Consider the following 16,086-nt stretch of genomic DNA (forward strand, 5'->3'; position numbering starts at 1 on the left):
CGCTACAGCCCTAGGTCCGCCTCGAAAGCCCCCTCTTCCAGGCGATGCTTGATGGTGGTGAGGAACCGCCCCGCGTCGGCTCCGTCGATCAGGCGGTGATCGTAGGTCAGTGGCAGATAGCAGACCGACCGGATACCGATGGACTCATTGCCCGCGTCGTCACGGATAACCCTGGGACGCTTCACGATTGCACCGGTACCGAGCATGGCTGCCTGCGGCGGCACCAGGATCGGGGTGTCGAACAGGGCGCCCTGGCTACCGATGTTGGTGATGGTGAAGGTACCGCCCGCGAGCTCGTCGGGCTTGAGGTTGCCGGAGCGGGCACGCGCGGCGATGTCTGCGATGGCACGGGCCAGGCCTGCCAGTGACAGGTCGCCGGCGTTGTGGATCACCGGGGACAGCAGACCCTGATCGGTGTCTACCGCGATACCCAGGTGCTCGGCGTCGTAGTAGGTGATTTCCTTGGTGTCCTCGTTGTAGCTCGCGTTGACGTTCGGATGCGCCTTAAGGGCCTCGACCGCGGCCTTCGCGAAGAACGGCAGGAACGTTAGGTTCACGCCCTCGCGCTCGGCGAAGGTGGCCTTCGCGCGGGACCTCAGCGAGGTGATCTTGGTGACATCGGCCTCGTGGGTCTGGGTGAGCTGCGCGGTCTGTTGCAGGGACTCCCGGGTCTTCTTGGCGGTGATCTGACGAATCCGGTTGACCTTCTGCGTGGTTCCGCGCAGATGTGCCAGCGATGCGGCGGGAGCGGCGGCGGGGATTTGCGCCGGTGCTGGTGCCGGGCTGGATGTCGCCGACTTCGCGACCGCGGCGGCGGCCAGCACGTCCTGCTTACGAATCCGTCCGCCAACTCCGCTACCGGACAGCGCGGACAGGTCCACGTTGTTCTCGGCCGCGAGCTTGCGGACCAGCGGGGTGACGTACGGGTTGTCGTCACCGGCGGCGGGAGCGGCGGCCGGCGCGGGTGCGGCGGCCGGCGCGGGTGCGGGTGCGGCGGGAGCTGCTGGCGCGGGAGCAGGCGCCGCGGCGGGAACCGGAACCGGAGGTGCGGGAGGTGCCGGGGGAGCAGCCGCCGGGGCCGGGGCAGGCGCTGGCACGGGGGCAGGCGCGGCACCCGCGGCCCCGATGACACCAAGCTCGCCACCGACGGCCACGGTGTCGTCCTCATTGGCCGAGATGCTCAGCAGCACACCGGCCACCGGCGACGGAATCTCGGTGTCGACCTTGTCCGTCGAAACTTCCACGAGTGGCTCGTCCACGCCGACCTCGTCGCCGACCTTCTTGAGCCAGCGGGTCACGATGCCCTCGGTGACGGACTCGCCAAGCTCAGGCATGTTGACCGAGGTGCCCGGACCCGTCGGAGCGGCAGCTGCCGCGGGAGCCGGAGCGACCGCGGGAGTGGGCTCAGGGGCTGGTGCAGGAGCAGGCTCAGGGGCAGCCGCCGGAGCGGGCGCTGCCGCCTCGCCGGCCTCGCCGATCACGCCAAGCTCACCGCCGATCTCGACGGTGTCGTCCTCATGGGCGGTGATCTTGGTCAGCACGCCAGATGTGGGGGCGGGGATCTCGGTGTCCACCTTGTCGGTCGACACCTCAAGCAGTGGCTCGTCGACGTCGACCGTGTCGCCCTCCTGCTTGAGCCACCGTGTCACCGTCCCTTCGGTCACGCTCTCACCGAGGGCGGGCATCTGGACGGAGAAGGCCATGGTTTTCCACTCCTGAAATTAGGTCGAAAGCCGCTTCGCAGCACGCACTGTCAACACAGACACCTCTGGCTTACCACAGGGACGTGTCCGCCGGGTCAATCCTGTCACTGAGTGGAACGACGCGCCTGCCCGGGTCCAAGATCGATGTATGAGCGAGCGCACAGTCGTCTGCGTCATCAAGCCCGGCAGCCGCAAGGGGCCAGTAGTGGAGGTTGCCGACGACGGCGCGCTGACTCTGTTCGTGCGGGAGCCAGCGATCGACGGCAAGGCCAACAAGGCCGCGATCGCGTTGCTCGCGGAGTACCTGGACGTGCCGAAGTCGACGGTGCGGCTCGTCGCCGGCCAGACCAGCAGGCTGAAGAGATTCTTGGTGGGATGACAGCGCGTTCTCAGAATTAGCTGGCACCATGGACGAATGGCATGGATCGACGCCTTCCGAAGCAAAGGCCAATCCCCCGCACGCGGGAGGGACCCCCACCAGCGGGGCACCAACGAGGATCTGCGCTACCTCGCCATGTGGACTGCGGCACACACCGGCGTCGAGGCCTACGTCGAGCCGCAGACCAACTTCTCCGATGTCACGGTGATCCTGATCGCGGGCGACGGCGAATGGACCCGTCGACGCGTCGGCGGGGTGGCCGGGGCACGGCGGATTTCCGAGAAGCTCAAGATTCCGGTGTACGACGTGCACCGCACCGGCTATCCGCAACGCAAGCGTGATTACGACGCCCGGCAGAAGATCTTGAAGCGTCGCGCCGCGGAGGGTTGAGGGGGATCACCCGTTCTTGGCGATGTCCTCCAGCACCCCGAAGATGGTCCGCACTGGCACACCGGTTCCGCCCTTGGGCGTGTAGCCCCACGGCCCGCTGGTGTTAAAGGCCGGGCCCGCGACATCGATATGTGCCCACTGCACGCCGTCGGCCACGAACTCGCGCAGGTACTGCCCGGCGGCCAGCATGCCGCCGTTGCGGTGATTGGTGACGTTCGCCATGTCGGCCACCCTGGACTTGAGGTCATCGCGCAGTTCCTCGGGTAGCGGCATGGGCCAACCGTTCTCGCCCACCGACTGCGAGATTGTCGCGACGCGATCCCGGAACTCGTCGGTGCCCATCACCCCGGGGGTGCGCAGACCCAGCGCCACCACCTGCGCGCCGGTCAGCGTCGCGGTGTCGATTAGATAGTCCGGCTCGTCCTGGCAGGCCCGCACGATCGCGTCGGCCAGAATCAGTCGGCCCTCGGCGTCGGTGTTGATCACCTCGATGGTGGTGCCGTCCAGTTGAGTCAGCACGTCACCGGGACGCTGCGCCGTCGACGACGGCATGTTCTCGGCCATCGGTACCGTCGCGATCACGTCGAGCGGCAGCTGCTGCCGGGCGGCCAGCAGGGTTACCGCGATCACCGCTGCGGCCCCGCCCATATCGGAGGTCATGTTCTCCATACCGCCGGCCGGCTTGATGGAAATGCCGCCGGTGTCGAAGGTGATGCCCTTGCCGACAAGCGCGACCTTCTTAGAAGACCGAGCTTTCTTTCCTTGATTTCCCCGGTAGGTCAGCCGCACCAGACGCGGCGGGCGCGAGGAACCCTTGCCGACGCCGACGATGCCGCCGTAACCGGCCTTGGCCAGTTCCTTCTCGTCGAGTACCTCAACCTCGATGCCCTCAGCCGTCGCCAATGCCTTTGCCTGCTTGGCGAATTCGGCGGGGAACAGGTGACTGGGCGGGGTGTTGACGAAATCACGCGCGGTAGCGACGGCCGATGCCACGGCAAGGCCGCGATCCATGGCTTCCTTCTGCGCGCGGCCCTTGTCGCCGACGAGCAACGTAACTTTCTGCAGCCCAGTGTCCTTCGGTGCGGTCTTGGTGCTGCGGAACGCCACGAAGCGGTACCCGCCCAGCACCAGGCCCTGCACGCTGGCGTCGACATCGCGTTCCGAGAGCGTCGTCACGAGGGTCTCGACGTTGTCGAGAGACCGGGCGGCCACGCCCGCCGCTCGACGGATCGCCTCGGGGCCGAGGTTGTCTGCGCTACCCAGTCCGACGGCGAGCACGCTGGCCACCGGCAACCCGTCGACAGCTACCCGGGTGAGCTGCTCGTTCGAGCCGGTGGCTCCCACCGCCTTGAGCGCGGCCTCGATCGACTTGACGGCCTTGTTGTCCAGCAGCTGCGCATCGACCACCTTGGGACCCTTGTCCGACGCTTTCTCGCTGGGGCGCACACCCACCAGCAACACCGCGGTGGAGACTCCGCGTTGCGGAATGGAGGTGGCCAGGGTGAACGAAGGTGCGGTGTATGCGCTCATGACATCCCAGCCTAGTGATGCGCCAATTAGGGTGAACGCCATGACCCAGCCCTCCATTAACCCGGTCCCCGGACCCCTGCATGACCAGCACACCGCGCAGGGCGCCACCTTCGCCGAATTCGGCGGCTGGAACATGCCGGTGTCCTATGCCGGCACGGTGGGGGAGCACACCGCCACCCGTGAGGCCGTCGGACTGTTCGACGTGAGCCACCTCGGCAAAGCCCTGGTGCGCGGACCGGGCGCCGCATCATTCGTCAACGCGTGTTTTACCAACGATCTCAACAAGATTGGGCCCGGTAAGGCGCAGTACACGTTGTGTTGCACCGAAACCGGCGGTGTCGTCGACGATCTCATTGCCTACTACGTCTCCGACGACGAGATCTTCCTGGTGCCCAACGCCGCCAACACCGCCGCGGTCGTGGCCGCGTTGCAGGCCGAGGCGCCCGACGGCATCACCATCACCGATCAGCACCGCGACTTCGCGGTGCTCGCCGTGCAGGGGCCCAAGTCGGCCGAGGTGTTGCAAGGACTCGGGCTGCCAACGGATATGGAGTACATGGCGTACGCCGATGCGACGCTGGGCGGTGTACCGGTGCGGGTGTGCCGCACCGGTTACACGGGGGAACACGGTTACGAGCTGCTGCCGTCCTGGGATTCGGCGGGCGCGGTGTTCGATGCGCTGCTGCCGGCGATCACCGCGGCGGGCGGCCAACTCGCCGGTCTGGGCGCGCGAGACACGCTGCGGACCGAGATGGGCTATCCGCTGCACGGACACGAGCTATCCGCCGATATCAGCCCGGTGCAGGCGCGGGCGGGATGGGCGGTCGGCTGGAAGAAGGATGCGTTCTGGGGCCGCGATGCGCTCACCAGCGAAAAGGCGGACGGTCCGCGCCGCACCCTGCGGGGCCTGCGCGCCACCGGCCGCGGAGTGCTGAGGCCCGAGCTCACGGTGCTATCCGATGGTCGGCCGGTGGGTGTGACCACGTCAGGGACGTTCTCGCCGACGCTCAAGACCGGCATCGCCCTGGCATTGCTGGACACCGCCGCGCAGATCGCGGACGGAGCAAGCGTCGTCGTCGACGTGCGCGGCCGGGAGATCGAATGCGAGGTCGTCAAGCCGCCATTCGTGGACGTCAAGGTCGGATAATCGGTTCGGATTTGGCGACAACGGACAGCTAGACTGCCGAGCATGAATCCGCTTCCCGAGTTCACCAGGCAACTCAACCCGTCACCGGCCAGCGCGGCCCGGCGGGCTGAGGTACTGGCGGCGCCGGGATTCGGAAAGTACTTCACCGACCACATGGTGTCCATCGACTGGACCACCGAAAATGGTTGGCACAACGCGCAAGTGGCGCCGTACGGGCCTATCACGCTGGACCCGTCGGCGATCGTCCTGCATTACGCGCAGGAGGTCTTCGAGGGGCTCAAGGCCTACCGGCAACCCGATGGAACCATCGCCGCCTTCCGGCCCGAGGCTAACGCCGAACGGTTGATCCAGTCCTGCCGCCGCATCGCTATTCCGGAGCTGCCTCAGGAGCTGTTCATTGAGTCGCTGCGTCAGCTCATGGCTGTCGACGCCGACTGGGTGCCCGCGGGTGGCGGGGAGGAATCGCTGTATCTGCGACCGTTCATCATTGCTACCGAGGCAGGTCTTGGCGTGCGCCCCGCCGCCGAATACCGATACTTGCTCATCGCTTCCCCGGCCGGTGCCTACTTCTCGCAGGGCATCAGGCCGGTCAGCGTGTGGCTCTCGCATGAGTATGTGCGTGCGGCACCGGGCGGTATCGGCGCCGCCAAGACCGGTGGCAACTATGCCGCCTCGCTGGTTGCCCAGGCGCAGGCCGCCGACGAGGGCTGCGATCAGGTGGTGTGGCTGGACGCCATTGAGCGCAAGTACATCGAAGAAATGGGTGGGATGAACCTGTTCTTCGTCTTCGGTCGCGACGGTGAGGCCCGCCTGGTGACCCCCGAGCTTTCCGGTTCATTGCTGCCCGGCGTGACGCGAAAGTCTTTGTTGCAGCTGGCCTCCGACGCCGGTTTCGCTATCGAGGAACGCAAGATCGATGTCGACGAGCTAGAGAAGAAGGCGGCCTCGGGGGAGATCACCGAGGTGTTCGCCTGTGGTACCGCCGCGGTGATCACGCCGGTTGGCCGCGTCAAGTACTCGGGTGGCGAGTACATCATCGGTGACGGGGAACCCGGCGAGGTGACCATGGCGCTGCGGGACACGTTGACCGGAATCCAGCGCGGCACCTTCGCCGACACGCACGGCTGGATCACCAAGCTCGGCTAGCCCCGAACTCGCCGTTGATACGTCACCCTGTCGAACTCGCGGCCGTACTCGTCGACCGCCGTGACGTCCATCTCGCTGACCAAGGTTCCAGGACGCACGTCGACCCGAATGAAGGCGTAATTGCGATAGCGCACGCGAGACCACGCGACCGCTTCGATGTGCTTGCTGCCGTCGGGTGCCCATACGTAGCTGTTGGGAACCAGTGTGTCGCTTAGTTCACGGCCTCGATAGCCCTCGGGCTCGCCCGGTTGGAAGTCGTAGCGGGGTCGGCCCGCGGAGCCCACCGTGTAGTACACCGTGCCATCGGATTCCGGGTCGACTGTCGAGTTGTCGCCGGCTTCCCTGGTCGGCCGTCCCGCGCGGATGGGGTCGGTGCGCTCGAAGACGTGGTTGTGCCCCTGGAGCACCAGATCCACCTGGTAGCGATCGAACAGTTCGCACCATGCGTCGCGCACGCCACCGTCACTGGCGTGCGACAGCGTCGTCGAATACGCGCAATGGTGAAAGAAGCACACGATGAAATCGATATTCGGGTTGGCGCGATAGGCTGCCAAAGTCCTTCCCACCCAACCGGTTTGGGACCCTCCAGAGTACCCGGTATTCGCCCGGATCTCGTAAGAAACGTCGTTGGCGTCCAGGGAGAGCACGGCGACGTTGCCGTAGGTGAACGAGTATGCCGAGGGGCAACCGCTGGGCCCATTGCCCGGGAAGCCGAGACGGGCCAGGTGGCCGCCGTAGCCGTGGTTCCCGTAGGCGGCTTCCATGTCGTGGTTACCGGTCGCGAACATCCATGGCGTGGTGGAAGCGCTCGGTTCGATCGACGTCAGGTAGACGTCCCAGACGAACGGGTTGTACTTATCAAACCCGGACGGGGCCTTGCCGCCCGACGGCACGAATTGGGGTTTCCTGCCCATTCCCGAGGGGTCGGCATACGCGATATCGCCGGCCAGGATGTGAAAGTCGGGTCGGCACGCCACGATCTGATTCAGGACGTTCTGCGTGTGTGAGGCGGTCGGGTCGTTGTCCGCAGTGTACGAGCTGTCGTCGTATTCACCGGTGGCCAGACCCGGTGGCTGGGTGGGAGTTTCGTCGGTGCCCTGATCGCCCATCATGGTGAAGCGGAAGGAGGTGAGCGCATTTCGTACAGACGGAATGGCCGTGGAGGCGGAACGGACGTCGCTCAGGAAACCGTCGCCGGTACGCCAACGATAGAAATGCTCGGTGCCCCCGCCGATCCCGTGCACGGGCGCATGGACATAGAACTGTTCGGCACCCAACACTCCGTGATCGCTGGACGGGATTTGCGTCACGAGGTTGCGGACCTCGGCTTCGAGTGAGGCGCCGAGTTCGGGGGTCGGGCCGTGGTCGAGAAAGATCTTGGTACCGTGCGGATTCCTGGACAGCTGCGCAGAGAAGCCGAGCTGGCTGGAGGAGTCCGCGCCGTACCCGACACGCCTGCCCGCGACACCGAGCGGGGCATCGTCCGCATACGCCCGGCGGCCGAACGGCGACACCCCCAGCGCGGCGACCGCCGCTGCGGCGGCCGACCCACGCAGGAAGTTCCGTCGCGATACCGCGTGACGGCGCAGATACCCGCGATGCCACTCGTACTGCTCGGCCATCGACATCGACTGGGACATCGGCTGAGGAATCCCCATGTCCGGTGTCTCACCGGCTGGGGTCAACGGATTGCGGGCCATAGTTTCGAATGGTGGACCATTGCGCCAGATGATGCGACCGCACAGGCCGACTCGGTGGCGAAACTGTTGGTGAATCTTCGCGTGGGCATTACGCCGCGGCCAGCCCCAGGGCGGCAAGCGTTGTCGTCAGCTCGATGCTGGCACCCAACACGTCTCCGGTGATCCCGCCGAACCTGCGCGCACAATGACGCACCAGCAGCGCCCCGGCGACCAGCGCGACCAACACCGCCGCCGGACCGTGCCAAGGGCGCCCAGTATCGGCGAACACCGCGACGCCCGCGGCACCAAGCACCCACAGTCCGACCACCAACGGCGGCTGAGAACCGGCGACCCGGGCGCCGAAACCGCTCTGAGCGGCCCCGGGTACGCCGCGGCGGCAGGCCAGCACCGCGCCGACCCGTCCGGTGGCGATCGCCACCGCGATGGCCAGCCAGGCCTGCGAGGAGACCAACATTCCGAACGACAGTGTTTGTGCCAGTAGGGCGATCATTACCGCGGCAACACCGAACGGCCCTGCGGATCCATCGCGCATCACCGTGAGTGCACGCTCGGGCGGCCCGTAGCAGCCCAGCCCGTCGGCGGTATCGGACAATCCGTCGATGTGCAGGCCGCGGGTCGCCAGCACCACCACGGTCACCGCCGCCAGGCCTGCGATCGGGCCGGTGTACAGCTGTGACGTCAGCCACGCCGTGGCCGCTGCGAGGGCGCCCAACACGGCGCCCACCACCGGCAGCGCGCCCAGCACCGGACCCGAGAGCGTGCCGGCCAGGCGTGCGGGAACCGGTGTCACGGTGGCGAATTCGAAAGCGCCGCCGATGGGTCGCAGAGCACGCAGCAGGTGGTTCATGATGACGAGCCCTCGGCGCCGTCAACATTGGCCTCGTCGAATGTGGCCATCTGCGCCAGAGTAGCGGCGGCGGCCTGCAACACCGGTAGCGCGACGAGAGCACCGGAGCCTTCACCCAGGCGCATCTCCAGATCCAGCACGGGATCCAGCCGAAGGCGTTGCAGAGCAAGGGTATGCGCGGGTTCGGTGGAACGGTGCCCGGCCAGCCACCATTGCCGTGCCCCTGGTGCCAGCTGCTCGGCTACTAGCGCGGCAGCGGTCACCACTAGCCCGTCGAGCAATACCGGGGTGCGTCGCACCGCCGCTTGCGCCAAGAACCCGGTCATCGCCGCCAGGTCGGCGCCGCCCGCGCAGGTGAGCAGCGCCACCGGATCGGTACGTACATCCTTGGTTCGGCGCAGGGCATCGCGGACCGCGGCGGTCTTGCGCGTCCATCCGGCATCGTCGACTCCGGTACCGCGGCCCACCACCGCGACCGGTTCGCTTCCGGTGAGCGCCGCCACTAACACCGTTGCGGGCGTCGTGTTTCCGATGCCCATATCGCCCGCGATCAGCAGATCGGCGCCGCCATCGATTTCGTTGTCGGCCAACGCGATCCCGGTGGCCAGCGCGGCGTGAGTTTGCTCGGTGGTGAGGGCGTTCTCCACCGCAATGTTTCCGCTGGAACGGCGAATCCTGTGGGCGCCATGGTGTCCGGTCAGTGACGCCGCGGTGTCTACGGAGATGTCGACCACCCGCACTCCGGCCCCCGCTAGCGCGGCGAGCACGTTCACGGCCGCGCCCCCCGCGTCGATGTTTCGCACCATTTGCGCGGTCACCGACGGGGGATAGGCGGACACTCCGCCGGCGGCCACCCCGTGATCACCAGCGAAGACCACCACCCTTGGTTTCTGGAATGTCACAGGGGGACACTGGTTTTGGCAGGCCGATATCCAGGTTGAGAGCTCTTCGAGTCGCCCCAGCGCGCCGGCCGGTTTGGTGAGCTGGCGTTGGCGGTTACGCGCGGCCTCGGCCATATCGGGATTGGGGGCCGTGATGGGGCTGAATCGCGGTGCCTCGCTCATGCGGGGGCTCCCTTGATGACCAGCGGCTGACCGGCCACCACCAGCAGCACCCGCGTGCAGCGCCTAGCGACGGCCTGATTCAGTGCGCCCAGCTGATCGGCGAAAAGTCGCCCGGACGCGGTGGCGGGCACGACGGTCAACCCAACCTCCGGGCTCACGATCACGAGGTCGGAGGAGTAGGTGGCGACGGCATGGACCAGTTCGTCGACATCGACGGTCACGGCCTCGGCTCCGGCATCCCACGCGCCGCGCGCATCCATGACCGCTGTCAGCCAGCCGCCGAGATCGTCGATGAGTGTCGGTACCGCGGCGCCCGCGCGCAGCTCGCCGGCGATATCGGTCGTCTCGGTTGTCACCCAATGGTCGGGGCGTCGGGATCGGTGCGCGTCGACCCGCTGCGTCCATGAGACGTCATCGCGCACAGAGGACCCGGTGGCCAGGTACCGGACGGGTCCGGTGGTCGGCAGCAGCGATTCGGCGAAACGCGACTTCCCCGAACGAATACCGCCGAGGACAAGGGTGGTCGTGGCAGGTGATGAGCCGCTTGCGCGAAGAGCGTCGGACACAGTGAGGCTAGACCGGCTCGCCGCGGTTCACCCGGGGACGTGGTGCGCGCATCTTGCGCATCTGCGATGCGCGGCTCGCGGCGTACCAACCCAATTTGAATCCGCCCTCGTCGCTGGCCGGGAAGCGTTCGGCCACACGTTTGTTCACGAGTCTGCCGACGAACACTCCGTCGACGATCATGACGAGCATCAGCACCAGCATCGCCGGAGTCATCCAGATCTGAATCTGTGGGGACGGCACCGCGAACATGGTGAAGATCAGGAACAGCGCCAGCGGCATGAATAGCCCCAGCACATTGCGCCGCGAGTCGACGATGTCGCGGGCGAGCGCGCGCACCGGTCCCTTGTCGCGGGGCAGCAGGTACGCCTCGTCGCCGGCCATCATCTTTTCGCGGCTGTCGGACATCCGAGCGCGGCGCTCCGTGTTCTCCACCTTGCGTTCCGCGCGCGAGAGCTTCGGGCCACGCAGCGACTTGCGCCGCTGGCGGGCCTCGGAGCTGGTCAACGGCGCCGGGGCGATCGGTCCGCGGCGCTTGCCGGCATCGCGCTTCGGGGTGGGGCGGCCCTTTCCGGCCTGCGCCGCTGATGTGGCGTCCGTCTCACCGTGCGCGTCAGCAGCGTCGTTTTCGGAGGTGGATTTCTTTCGGCCGAGCAGATTCACACGCCCAGATTATCCTGCGCGAATGAGTCAGATTCTGGTGGCGCCCGACAGCTTCGGTGACACGCTCACCGCTACCGAGGCGGCGGTCGCCATCGCTGACGGCTGGAGGCGGACTCGGCCCGGCGATGTTCTGGTCCTCAGTCCGCAATCGGACGGGGGGCCAGGATTCATCGATGTGCTGGCCGCGCAGCTGCCGGCGGCCACTCGATACACGGCGCGTGTTCGCGGGCCACTGGACGAGGACGTCGATGCGGCCTGGCTGCGTGACGGAACTACCGCCTACATCGAATGCGCCCAGGCATGTGGGCTGCCGCTGCTCGGCGGGGCGCCGTCCGTCGACACCGCGTGGCAGGCCCACAGCACCGGCGTGGGACAGCTGATCGCCGCCGCCCTGGGCGATGGGGCGACACGGATCGTGGTGGGCCTCGGCGGTAGCAGTTGCACCGACGGGGGCGCGGGGCTCATAGCGGGTCTGGGCGGGACCGGCGAGGCGGGGATTAGGGAGGCACAGCGTCGGTTGATTACAACGGAATTGGTGGTCGCCAGTGATGTCGAGCATCCGTTGCTCGGTGCGGAGGGAGCGGCTGCGGTGTTCGGCCCGCAGAAGGGCGCCGACCCGGACGCCGTGCGACGGCTCGAAGCGCGGCTCACCGACTGGGCCGCCCAGTTGGAGACCGGAACCGGTCGATCCGTGCGCGATCGCGCCGGAGCTGGGGCGGCCGGCGGGATCGGCGCGGCGCTGCTGGCACTAGGCGGCCGTCGTGAATCGGGAGCGCGGATTGTCGCCGAGCGCACCGGTCTCGACAGCGCCTTCACGCACGCCGACCTGGTGATCACCGGCGAGGGCAAGTTCGATGACCAAACCCTGCACGGCAAGGTCGCCGGAGCGGTGGCAGCAGGTGCCGAGGCGTCCGGCACCCCGGTGCTGGTGCTGGCCGGGCAGGTGGCGTTGACCGCCGATCAGTACAAGCGGGCGGGTATCGCACGCGCGGAATCGATCACCCAGTTCGCAGGGTCCGTACAGCTGGCCATGGCGGACGCGGCCGGCCAGTTGGCCGGATTGGCGGCCAAGGTCGCACGTGAGGCCGATTTCTAGCCATCAGCTGGTGTGTGCACGGCACGAGACCGTCACGTAGACGGTAGTGAAAACTGTTTCATCACTGGGGATTCCGGTGACATCGGTGGCGACGCATTGAGACAGCGGTGCATCCGCGATGCCGTTCAGCTGCACCGAGTAGCCGTGTTCTTTCAGATGCTGCACGGTGGCGTCGGCGTTGCCGCCGCCACCGATGTTGTGCGCGCTCGCGAGATTCGGTGAGGCGAATGCCTGCAACGTCATCGCACCCGCCGCCATGACCGCTGCTGCAGAGAATTTGCCTCCCAACGCAAACCACCGCGACGTTGGTCTGTGCGAATCCGGAGTCGAATGCTGGCGATGATCTCTGTGTGTTTGCATGACCACCACTATACCCCTGGGGGGTATAGTGGTGGTCATGCAAACGATCACAACCAAACATGCATGAGAGATGGAACATACGAAGGATTGCACGCCATACGAATCGTATTCATATACGGGGTAGGGGTATTAGTGATCATCCACCCTGCGGTGCGGGAAGCCCGTTGGTGCTGACTGCATACAGACGAGCATCAGATTCGCTGTAGAAAGTTCCGCTTACGTGTAGTCGCCCCGAGACCGTGGCCGCCACCAGGATCGGGTGGCGCACAAGCCGTTCGACCTGAATGGCAACGTTGACGACGGCGAGCTGGTCGGCATTGTCGAATCCGCTGGCGGCCGCGCCGACCCTGGCCACGTGGTGGTCGCGATAGGCGATCAGGGTCTCGCGCGCATAGTCGAGCCACCGGCAGACGGGGCTAGTGGGAGTATCGATCGATTCGGACAGGAGTGTTTTCATCGCACCGCAGTTTGAGTGCCCACACACCACGATCGAGCGCACGTGACGCTGGTTGACGGCGTAGTCCAGGACGGCGTCGACGGAGGCGTCGGCGGGATCGGTGGGCACCACGTTCCCCATGTTGCGGACGGTGAGCAGCTCGCCTCTGACGGCGGTTTTGGCGGTATGGACCACGACCGGCCCGTCTGAGCAGGCCAGATGCAAGGTGTCTGGATGTTCGGTGTCGTGTATATCGAAAAATGAGGTCATGGCGGGGTAGCCCCAATCGGGAAGCGGCGCATGCTCATGGACATGTGCTGGCCAGGTGGACAAACTCTTGGACGTGGGCGGCCCGTGGTACGCCGCGAACTGCAGATAGGCAGCCCGCGAACAGCGCCCGTGATGGCCTAAGCCAAGGCCTGGAATGTCCAGATCAGCGTCGGATGATGCACAGATCGGTCAGCAGCACACGCCCTGACCGCCGTAAGGCCGCTCCCGTGACCCGTAACGGGGGGTCGCGAGAGATGCCAAAGAACAGCAGCACCGCAACGGCCGCGGCCACGATCGTCGTGACGACTGCCGCGGGAGTCCACACTTCGTTGTTTCCCCGCAGTGCTGCCGCGAGTCCGTCAACGCTCCGGCACAGGGCGGTGCGCACGGCGTTGTCGGCGTGCGCATGGTCGGCTGCCGTACTGAGGCCCGGCGTCGGTGAGTCGGCGATGGTTAGTGCGGCCAGGCTCAGATGATGGGCGGCCGGGGGTGCCGGATGCTTGCCGCCGGGCACGCAGTGCAGCATGGTCGGCAGCGCGACGAGCATGCCGAAGAACAACATCACCAGCGCGAAACGGCCGCGACCTTGCGCGCCAATCGCCATGGCCGAACGGTATCACAATCACGCGATACCCCCTCTGGGTATCGATTGGGATCGGCGAGGCCCGCCGGGGGGTTGCGTCGTGGCTGGGGCATATATGTAGGAATAGCCGCACACGAGGTACCGTTGAGGTCATAAGACGTTTCCGATACGGACGTCCGCCCGAGAGCTTCGACGCAGGGGAGATCCCATATGACTGTCCAAGACGAATCGACCGCCACCTCCACCGAGGAGACCCACGGTGCCGTCTTGACCGATGCCGCCGCGGTCAAGGCCAAGGCGCTGCTGGATCAGGAAGGCCGCGATGACCTGTCGCTGCGCATCGCAGTTCAGCCGGGTGGTTGCGCGGGCCTGCGGTATCAGCTGTTCTTCGACGACCGCACCCTCGACGGTGACCTTGTTTCCGAGTTCGACGGCGTGAAGCTCACCGTGGACCGGATGAGCGCCCCGTACATCCAGGGCGCCTCGATCGACTTCGTCGACACCATCGAGAAGCAGGGTTTCACGATCGACAACCCGAACGCCACCGGCTCCTGCGCCTGCGGCGATTCCTTCAACTGATCAGAACGCGTTGGCGCCGCGCATGTACGCGGAGCAGACATAGATCTTGCCGTCGTTGATCAGCAGCTCGGCCTGCCCCTGCGGGGTGTCCTTGCGCTTCTGACTTGACGCGGTGAACAACACCTTTAGCTGGTACTCGGAGAAGTACACGATCTTGTCGATCGACTTGACCGTCGCGGTCCCGAACGTGCTCACGAACTGTTGGGCGTTGGCGCGCACAATCGTGTCATCGGTGTCCTTGTCGCGCACCGCGTCATACAGTCCGCAGCCGGCGTTGCGTGCCAGCGTCACGGTGTCGAATTTGGCCATCGCGTTCAGGTAGCCCTGGATCGTCTCCTGAATCTTCGCCTCGCTGGGGCGGTGAGACACACCGGAATTCTTCGTCAGGAAGCCGAGGAGCAACGCGAGCACTACCAACGTCGCTACGACGGCTGCGGGCGCAAGCCACCTGGGCGCCTTGCGCTTACGCTCCGGGTAGTCGACCGGGGGAGGCATGGGCGGTAGGCCCGGGTAGGGCACCGTCGAAAAACCTGGTTCAGCCATTCGTCCAGGCTAGCAATCGGCAACAACCCGGAACGCTTACGTTAGGTAAGCTTCGGGGGTTGTCTTTCGACTGACCACCCCGAACCGAATTCCTACGAAGGGCCTCACGCGTGTCCATCATCGTCACCGGATCCATTGCGACCGACCACCTCATGAACTTCCCCGGCAAGTTCTCGGAACAGCTGTTGGTCGAACACCTGCAGAAGGTGTCCCTCAGCTTCCTGGTGGACGACCTGGAAATCCGCCGCGGTGGGGTCGCAGGGAACATTGCCTTCGCCATCGGCGTGCTTGGTGGCAAGCCGGCCCTGGTTGGTGCGGTCGGTGCGGACTTCGCGGAGTACCGGTCATGGCTTGAGGGTCACGGCGTCAATTGCGACGCGGTCAAGATCTCCGAGACCGCGCACACCGCGCGGTTCGTGTGCACCACCGACCAGGACATGGCGCAGATCGCCTCCTTCTACCCGGGCGCAATGTCCGAGGCCCGCGACATCTCGCTGGCCGATGTCGTATCACGCACCGGCACACCGGAATTGGTTATCGTCGGGGCCAACGATCCCGACGCCATGTTCCGGCACACGGAGGAATGTCGCAGCCTGGGACTGCCGTTCGCGGCCGACCCCTCGCAGCAGCTGGCGAGGCTCTCCGGTGAGCAGGCCCGCGAACTCGTCGGCGGCGCCACCTACCTGTTCACCAACGATTACGAATGGGACCTGCTGCTATCCAAGACCGGATGGACCGAGGCCGACGTGCGTGAGCGTGTGGAGCTCCGGGTCACCACGTTGGGGCCCAACGGAGTTGAGATCGTTGAGAAGGACGGCACCTCGCTCAAGGTGGGTGTGGTGCCCGAAAAGGGGCAGGTTGACCCGACCGGTGTTGGCGACGCCTGGCGTGCCGGATTCCTCACCGGCCGTAGCGCCGGACTGAACCTGGAGCGTTCGGCACAGCTGGGTTCGCTTGTGGCCGTGCTGGTTCTGGAGACCGTGGGCACCCAGGAATGGGCATGGGAGCGCGAGAGTGCACTGGGTCGCCTAGCGGACGCCTACGGCCAGGAGGCCGCCGACGAGATCGGTGCCGCGCTCTAGCGCG

Annotated in this window: 18 protein-coding genes; 7 read left to right on the top strand and 11 right to left on the bottom strand. The window is 66.3% G+C overall.

What is annotated here, in order from left to right:
- Positions 1-2 precede the first annotated feature (2 nt).
- Complete coding sequence (sucB, locus tag FZI91_RS12630) at positions 3-1,703, bottom strand: 2-oxoglutarate dehydrogenase, E2 component, dihydrolipoamide succinyltransferase (RefSeq protein ID WP_208091266.1); 1,701 nt, start codon at positions 1,701-1,703, stop codon at positions 3-5.
- 148 nt (positions 1,704-1,851) lie between these two features.
- On the opposite strand from sucB, the gene FZI91_RS12635 reads away from it, so the two are divergent.
- Positions 1,852-2,082, top strand: coding sequence for a DUF167 domain-containing protein (locus tag FZI91_RS12635; protein WP_155939326.1), 231 nt, complete (start codon positions 1,852-1,854; stop codon positions 2,080-2,082).
- A gap of 36 nt (positions 2,083-2,118) precedes the next feature.
- Entirely contained in the window at positions 2,119-2,472 is a 354-nt protein-coding gene (locus FZI91_RS12640; RefSeq protein ID WP_155939327.1) for an oxidoreductase, read from the top strand.
- A 6-nt stretch (positions 2,473-2,478) separates the two neighbouring features.
- Here FZI91_RS12640 and FZI91_RS12645 read toward each other — a convergent pair whose 3' ends face one another.
- The gene (locus FZI91_RS12645; RefSeq protein WP_155939328.1) at positions 2,479-4,002 is read right to left on the bottom strand and encodes a leucyl aminopeptidase; all 1,524 of its coding nucleotides are present in this window, start codon (positions 4,000-4,002) and stop codon (positions 2,479-2,481) included.
- 40 nt (positions 4,003-4,042) lie between these two features.
- Here FZI91_RS12645 and gcvT point away from each other — a divergent pair, with 40 nt between their 5' ends.
- On the top strand, positions 4,043-5,149 hold the full coding sequence (gene gcvT, locus FZI91_RS12650; protein ID WP_155939329.1) for a glycine cleavage system aminomethyltransferase GcvT: 1,107 nt from the start codon (positions 4,043-4,045) through the stop codon (positions 5,147-5,149).
- Between the two features lie 42 nt (positions 5,150-5,191).
- Positions 5,192-6,295: a branched-chain amino acid aminotransferase gene (locus FZI91_RS12655; RefSeq protein ID WP_155939330.1), complete on the top strand. Its 1,104-nt coding sequence runs from the start codon at positions 5,192-5,194 to the stop codon at positions 6,293-6,295.
- Here the strand turns inward: FZI91_RS12655 and FZI91_RS12660 are convergent.
- The 5 genes from FZI91_RS12660 to FZI91_RS12680 all read right to left on the bottom strand — a co-directional run bounded on the left by FZI91_RS12660 (position 6,292) and on the right by FZI91_RS12680 (position 11,133).
- Entirely contained in the window at positions 6,292-7,995 is a 1,704-nt protein-coding gene (locus FZI91_RS12660; RefSeq protein WP_155939331.1) for a metallophosphoesterase, read from the bottom strand. The two genes, FZI91_RS12655 and FZI91_RS12660, sit on opposite strands and share 4 nt — an antisense overlap.
- 88 nt (positions 7,996-8,083) lie before the next feature.
- Positions 8,084-8,842, bottom strand: a complete 759-nt coding sequence (locus FZI91_RS12665; RefSeq protein WP_155939332.1) for an adenosylcobinamide-GDP ribazoletransferase — start codon at positions 8,840-8,842, stop codon at positions 8,084-8,086.
- Entirely contained in the window at positions 8,839-9,906 is a 1,068-nt protein-coding gene (gene cobT, locus FZI91_RS12670; protein ID WP_155939333.1) for a nicotinate-nucleotide--dimethylbenzimidazole phosphoribosyltransferase, read from the bottom strand. Before cobT ends, FZI91_RS12665 begins: the two co-directional genes overlap by 4 nt.
- Positions 9,903-10,472, bottom strand: a complete 570-nt coding sequence (locus FZI91_RS12675) for a bifunctional adenosylcobinamide kinase/adenosylcobinamide-phosphate guanylyltransferase (protein WP_162526357.1) — start codon at positions 10,470-10,472, stop codon at positions 9,903-9,905. The genes cobT and FZI91_RS12675 overlap by 4 nt, the downstream gene beginning before the upstream one ends.
- Positions 10,473-10,479: 7 nt before the next feature.
- Entirely contained in the window at positions 10,480-11,133 is a 654-nt protein-coding gene (locus tag FZI91_RS12680; protein ID WP_162526358.1) for a DUF3043 domain-containing protein, read from the bottom strand.
- Between the two features lie 22 nt (positions 11,134-11,155).
- Here FZI91_RS12680 and FZI91_RS12685 point away from each other — a divergent pair, with 22 nt between their 5' ends.
- A complete protein-coding gene (locus FZI91_RS12685; RefSeq protein ID WP_155939334.1) occupies positions 11,156-12,229 on the top strand; it encodes a glycerate kinase in 1,074 nt (357 codons plus the stop codon).
- 3 nt (positions 12,230-12,232) lie between these two features.
- Here the strand turns inward: FZI91_RS12685 and FZI91_RS12690 are convergent, their stop codons facing one another.
- The 3 genes from FZI91_RS12690 to FZI91_RS12700 all read right to left on the bottom strand — a co-directional run bounded on the left by FZI91_RS12690 (position 12,233) and on the right by FZI91_RS12700 (position 13,899).
- A complete protein-coding gene (locus FZI91_RS12690; RefSeq protein ID WP_162526359.1) occupies positions 12,233-12,487 on the bottom strand; it encodes a hypothetical protein in 255 nt (84 codons plus the stop codon).
- A 238-nt stretch (positions 12,488-12,725) separates the two neighbouring features.
- Complete coding sequence (locus FZI91_RS12695) at positions 12,726-13,295, bottom strand: carbonic anhydrase (RefSeq protein ID WP_155939336.1); 570 nt, start codon at positions 13,293-13,295, stop codon at positions 12,726-12,728.
- A 163-nt stretch (positions 13,296-13,458) separates the two neighbouring features.
- Positions 13,459-13,899, bottom strand: coding sequence for a hypothetical protein (locus FZI91_RS12700; RefSeq protein ID WP_155939337.1), 441 nt, complete (start codon positions 13,897-13,899; stop codon positions 13,459-13,461).
- 189 nt (positions 13,900-14,088) lie between these two features.
- On the opposite strand from FZI91_RS12700, the gene FZI91_RS12705 reads away from it, so the two are divergent.
- Positions 14,089-14,457 carry an iron-sulfur cluster assembly accessory protein gene (locus FZI91_RS12705; RefSeq protein ID WP_155939338.1) on the top strand — a complete coding sequence of 123 codons (369 nt, stop codon included), beginning with the start codon at positions 14,089-14,091 and terminating at the stop codon, positions 14,455-14,457.
- Here the strand turns inward: FZI91_RS12705 and FZI91_RS12710 are convergent, their stop codons facing one another.
- The gene (locus FZI91_RS12710; RefSeq protein WP_155939339.1) at positions 14,458-15,000 is read right to left on the bottom strand and encodes a hypothetical protein; all 543 of its coding nucleotides are present in this window, start codon (positions 14,998-15,000) and stop codon (positions 14,458-14,460) included.
- A gap of 110 nt (positions 15,001-15,110) precedes the next feature.
- Here FZI91_RS12710 and FZI91_RS12715 point away from each other — a divergent pair, with 110 nt between their 5' ends.
- On the top strand, positions 15,111-16,082 hold the full coding sequence (locus FZI91_RS12715) for a carbohydrate kinase family protein (protein WP_162526360.1): 972 nt from the start codon (positions 15,111-15,113) through the stop codon (positions 16,080-16,082).
- The last annotated feature ends 4 nt before the right edge of the window (positions 16,083-16,086 follow it).

This window comes from Mycobacteroides sp. CBMA 271 (assembly GCF_009729205.1).
Taxonomy (GTDB): Bacteria; Actinomycetota; Actinomycetes; order Mycobacteriales; family Mycobacteriaceae; genus Mycobacterium.

Coding starts and splice junctions, on each gene's coding strand:
- FZI91_RS12700 (WP_155939337.1), bottom strand. CDS start 13,899: ATGGCGATTGGCGCGCAAGGTCGCGGCCGTTTCGCGCTGGTGATGTTG.
- gcvT (WP_155939329.1), top strand. CDS start 4,043: ATGACCCAGCCCTCCATTAACCCGGTCCCCGGACCCCTGCATGACCAG.
- FZI91_RS12690 (WP_162526359.1), bottom strand. CDS start 12,487: ATGGCGGCGGGTGCGATGACGTTGCAGGCATTCGCCTCACCGAATCTC.
- sucB (WP_208091266.1), bottom strand. CDS start 1,703: ATGGCCTTCTCCGTCCAGATGCCCGCCCTCGGTGAGAGCGTGACCGAA.
- FZI91_RS12710 (WP_155939339.1), bottom strand. CDS start 15,000: ATGGCTGAACCAGGTTTTTCGACGGTGCCCTACCCGGGCCTACCGCCC.
- FZI91_RS12660 (WP_155939331.1), bottom strand. CDS start 7,995: ATGGCCCGCAATCCGTTGACCCCAGCCGGTGAGACACCGGACATGGGG.
- FZI91_RS12685 (WP_155939334.1), top strand. CDS start 11,156: ATGAGTCAGATTCTGGTGGCGCCCGACAGCTTCGGTGACACGCTCACC.
- FZI91_RS12645 (WP_155939328.1), bottom strand. CDS start 4,002: ATGAGCGCATACACCGCACCTTCGTTCACCCTGGCCACCTCCATTCCG.
- FZI91_RS12640 (WP_155939327.1), top strand. CDS start 2,119: ATGGCATGGATCGACGCCTTCCGAAGCAAAGGCCAATCCCCCGCACGC.
- FZI91_RS12665 (WP_155939332.1), bottom strand. CDS start 8,842: ATGAACCACCTGCTGCGTGCTCTGCGACCCATCGGCGGCGCTTTCGAA.
- FZI91_RS12695 (WP_155939336.1), bottom strand. CDS start 13,295: ATGACCTCATTTTTCGATATACACGACACCGAACATCCAGACACCTTG.
- FZI91_RS12635 (WP_155939326.1), top strand. CDS start 1,852: ATGAGCGAGCGCACAGTCGTCTGCGTCATCAAGCCCGGCAGCCGCAAG.
- cobT (WP_155939333.1), bottom strand. CDS start 9,906: ATGAGCGAGGCACCGCGATTCAGCCCCATCACGGCCCCCAATCCCGAT.
- FZI91_RS12705 (WP_155939338.1), top strand. CDS start 14,089: ATGACTGTCCAAGACGAATCGACCGCCACCTCCACCGAGGAGACCCAC.
- FZI91_RS12655 (WP_155939330.1), top strand. CDS start 5,192: ATGAATCCGCTTCCCGAGTTCACCAGGCAACTCAACCCGTCACCGGCC.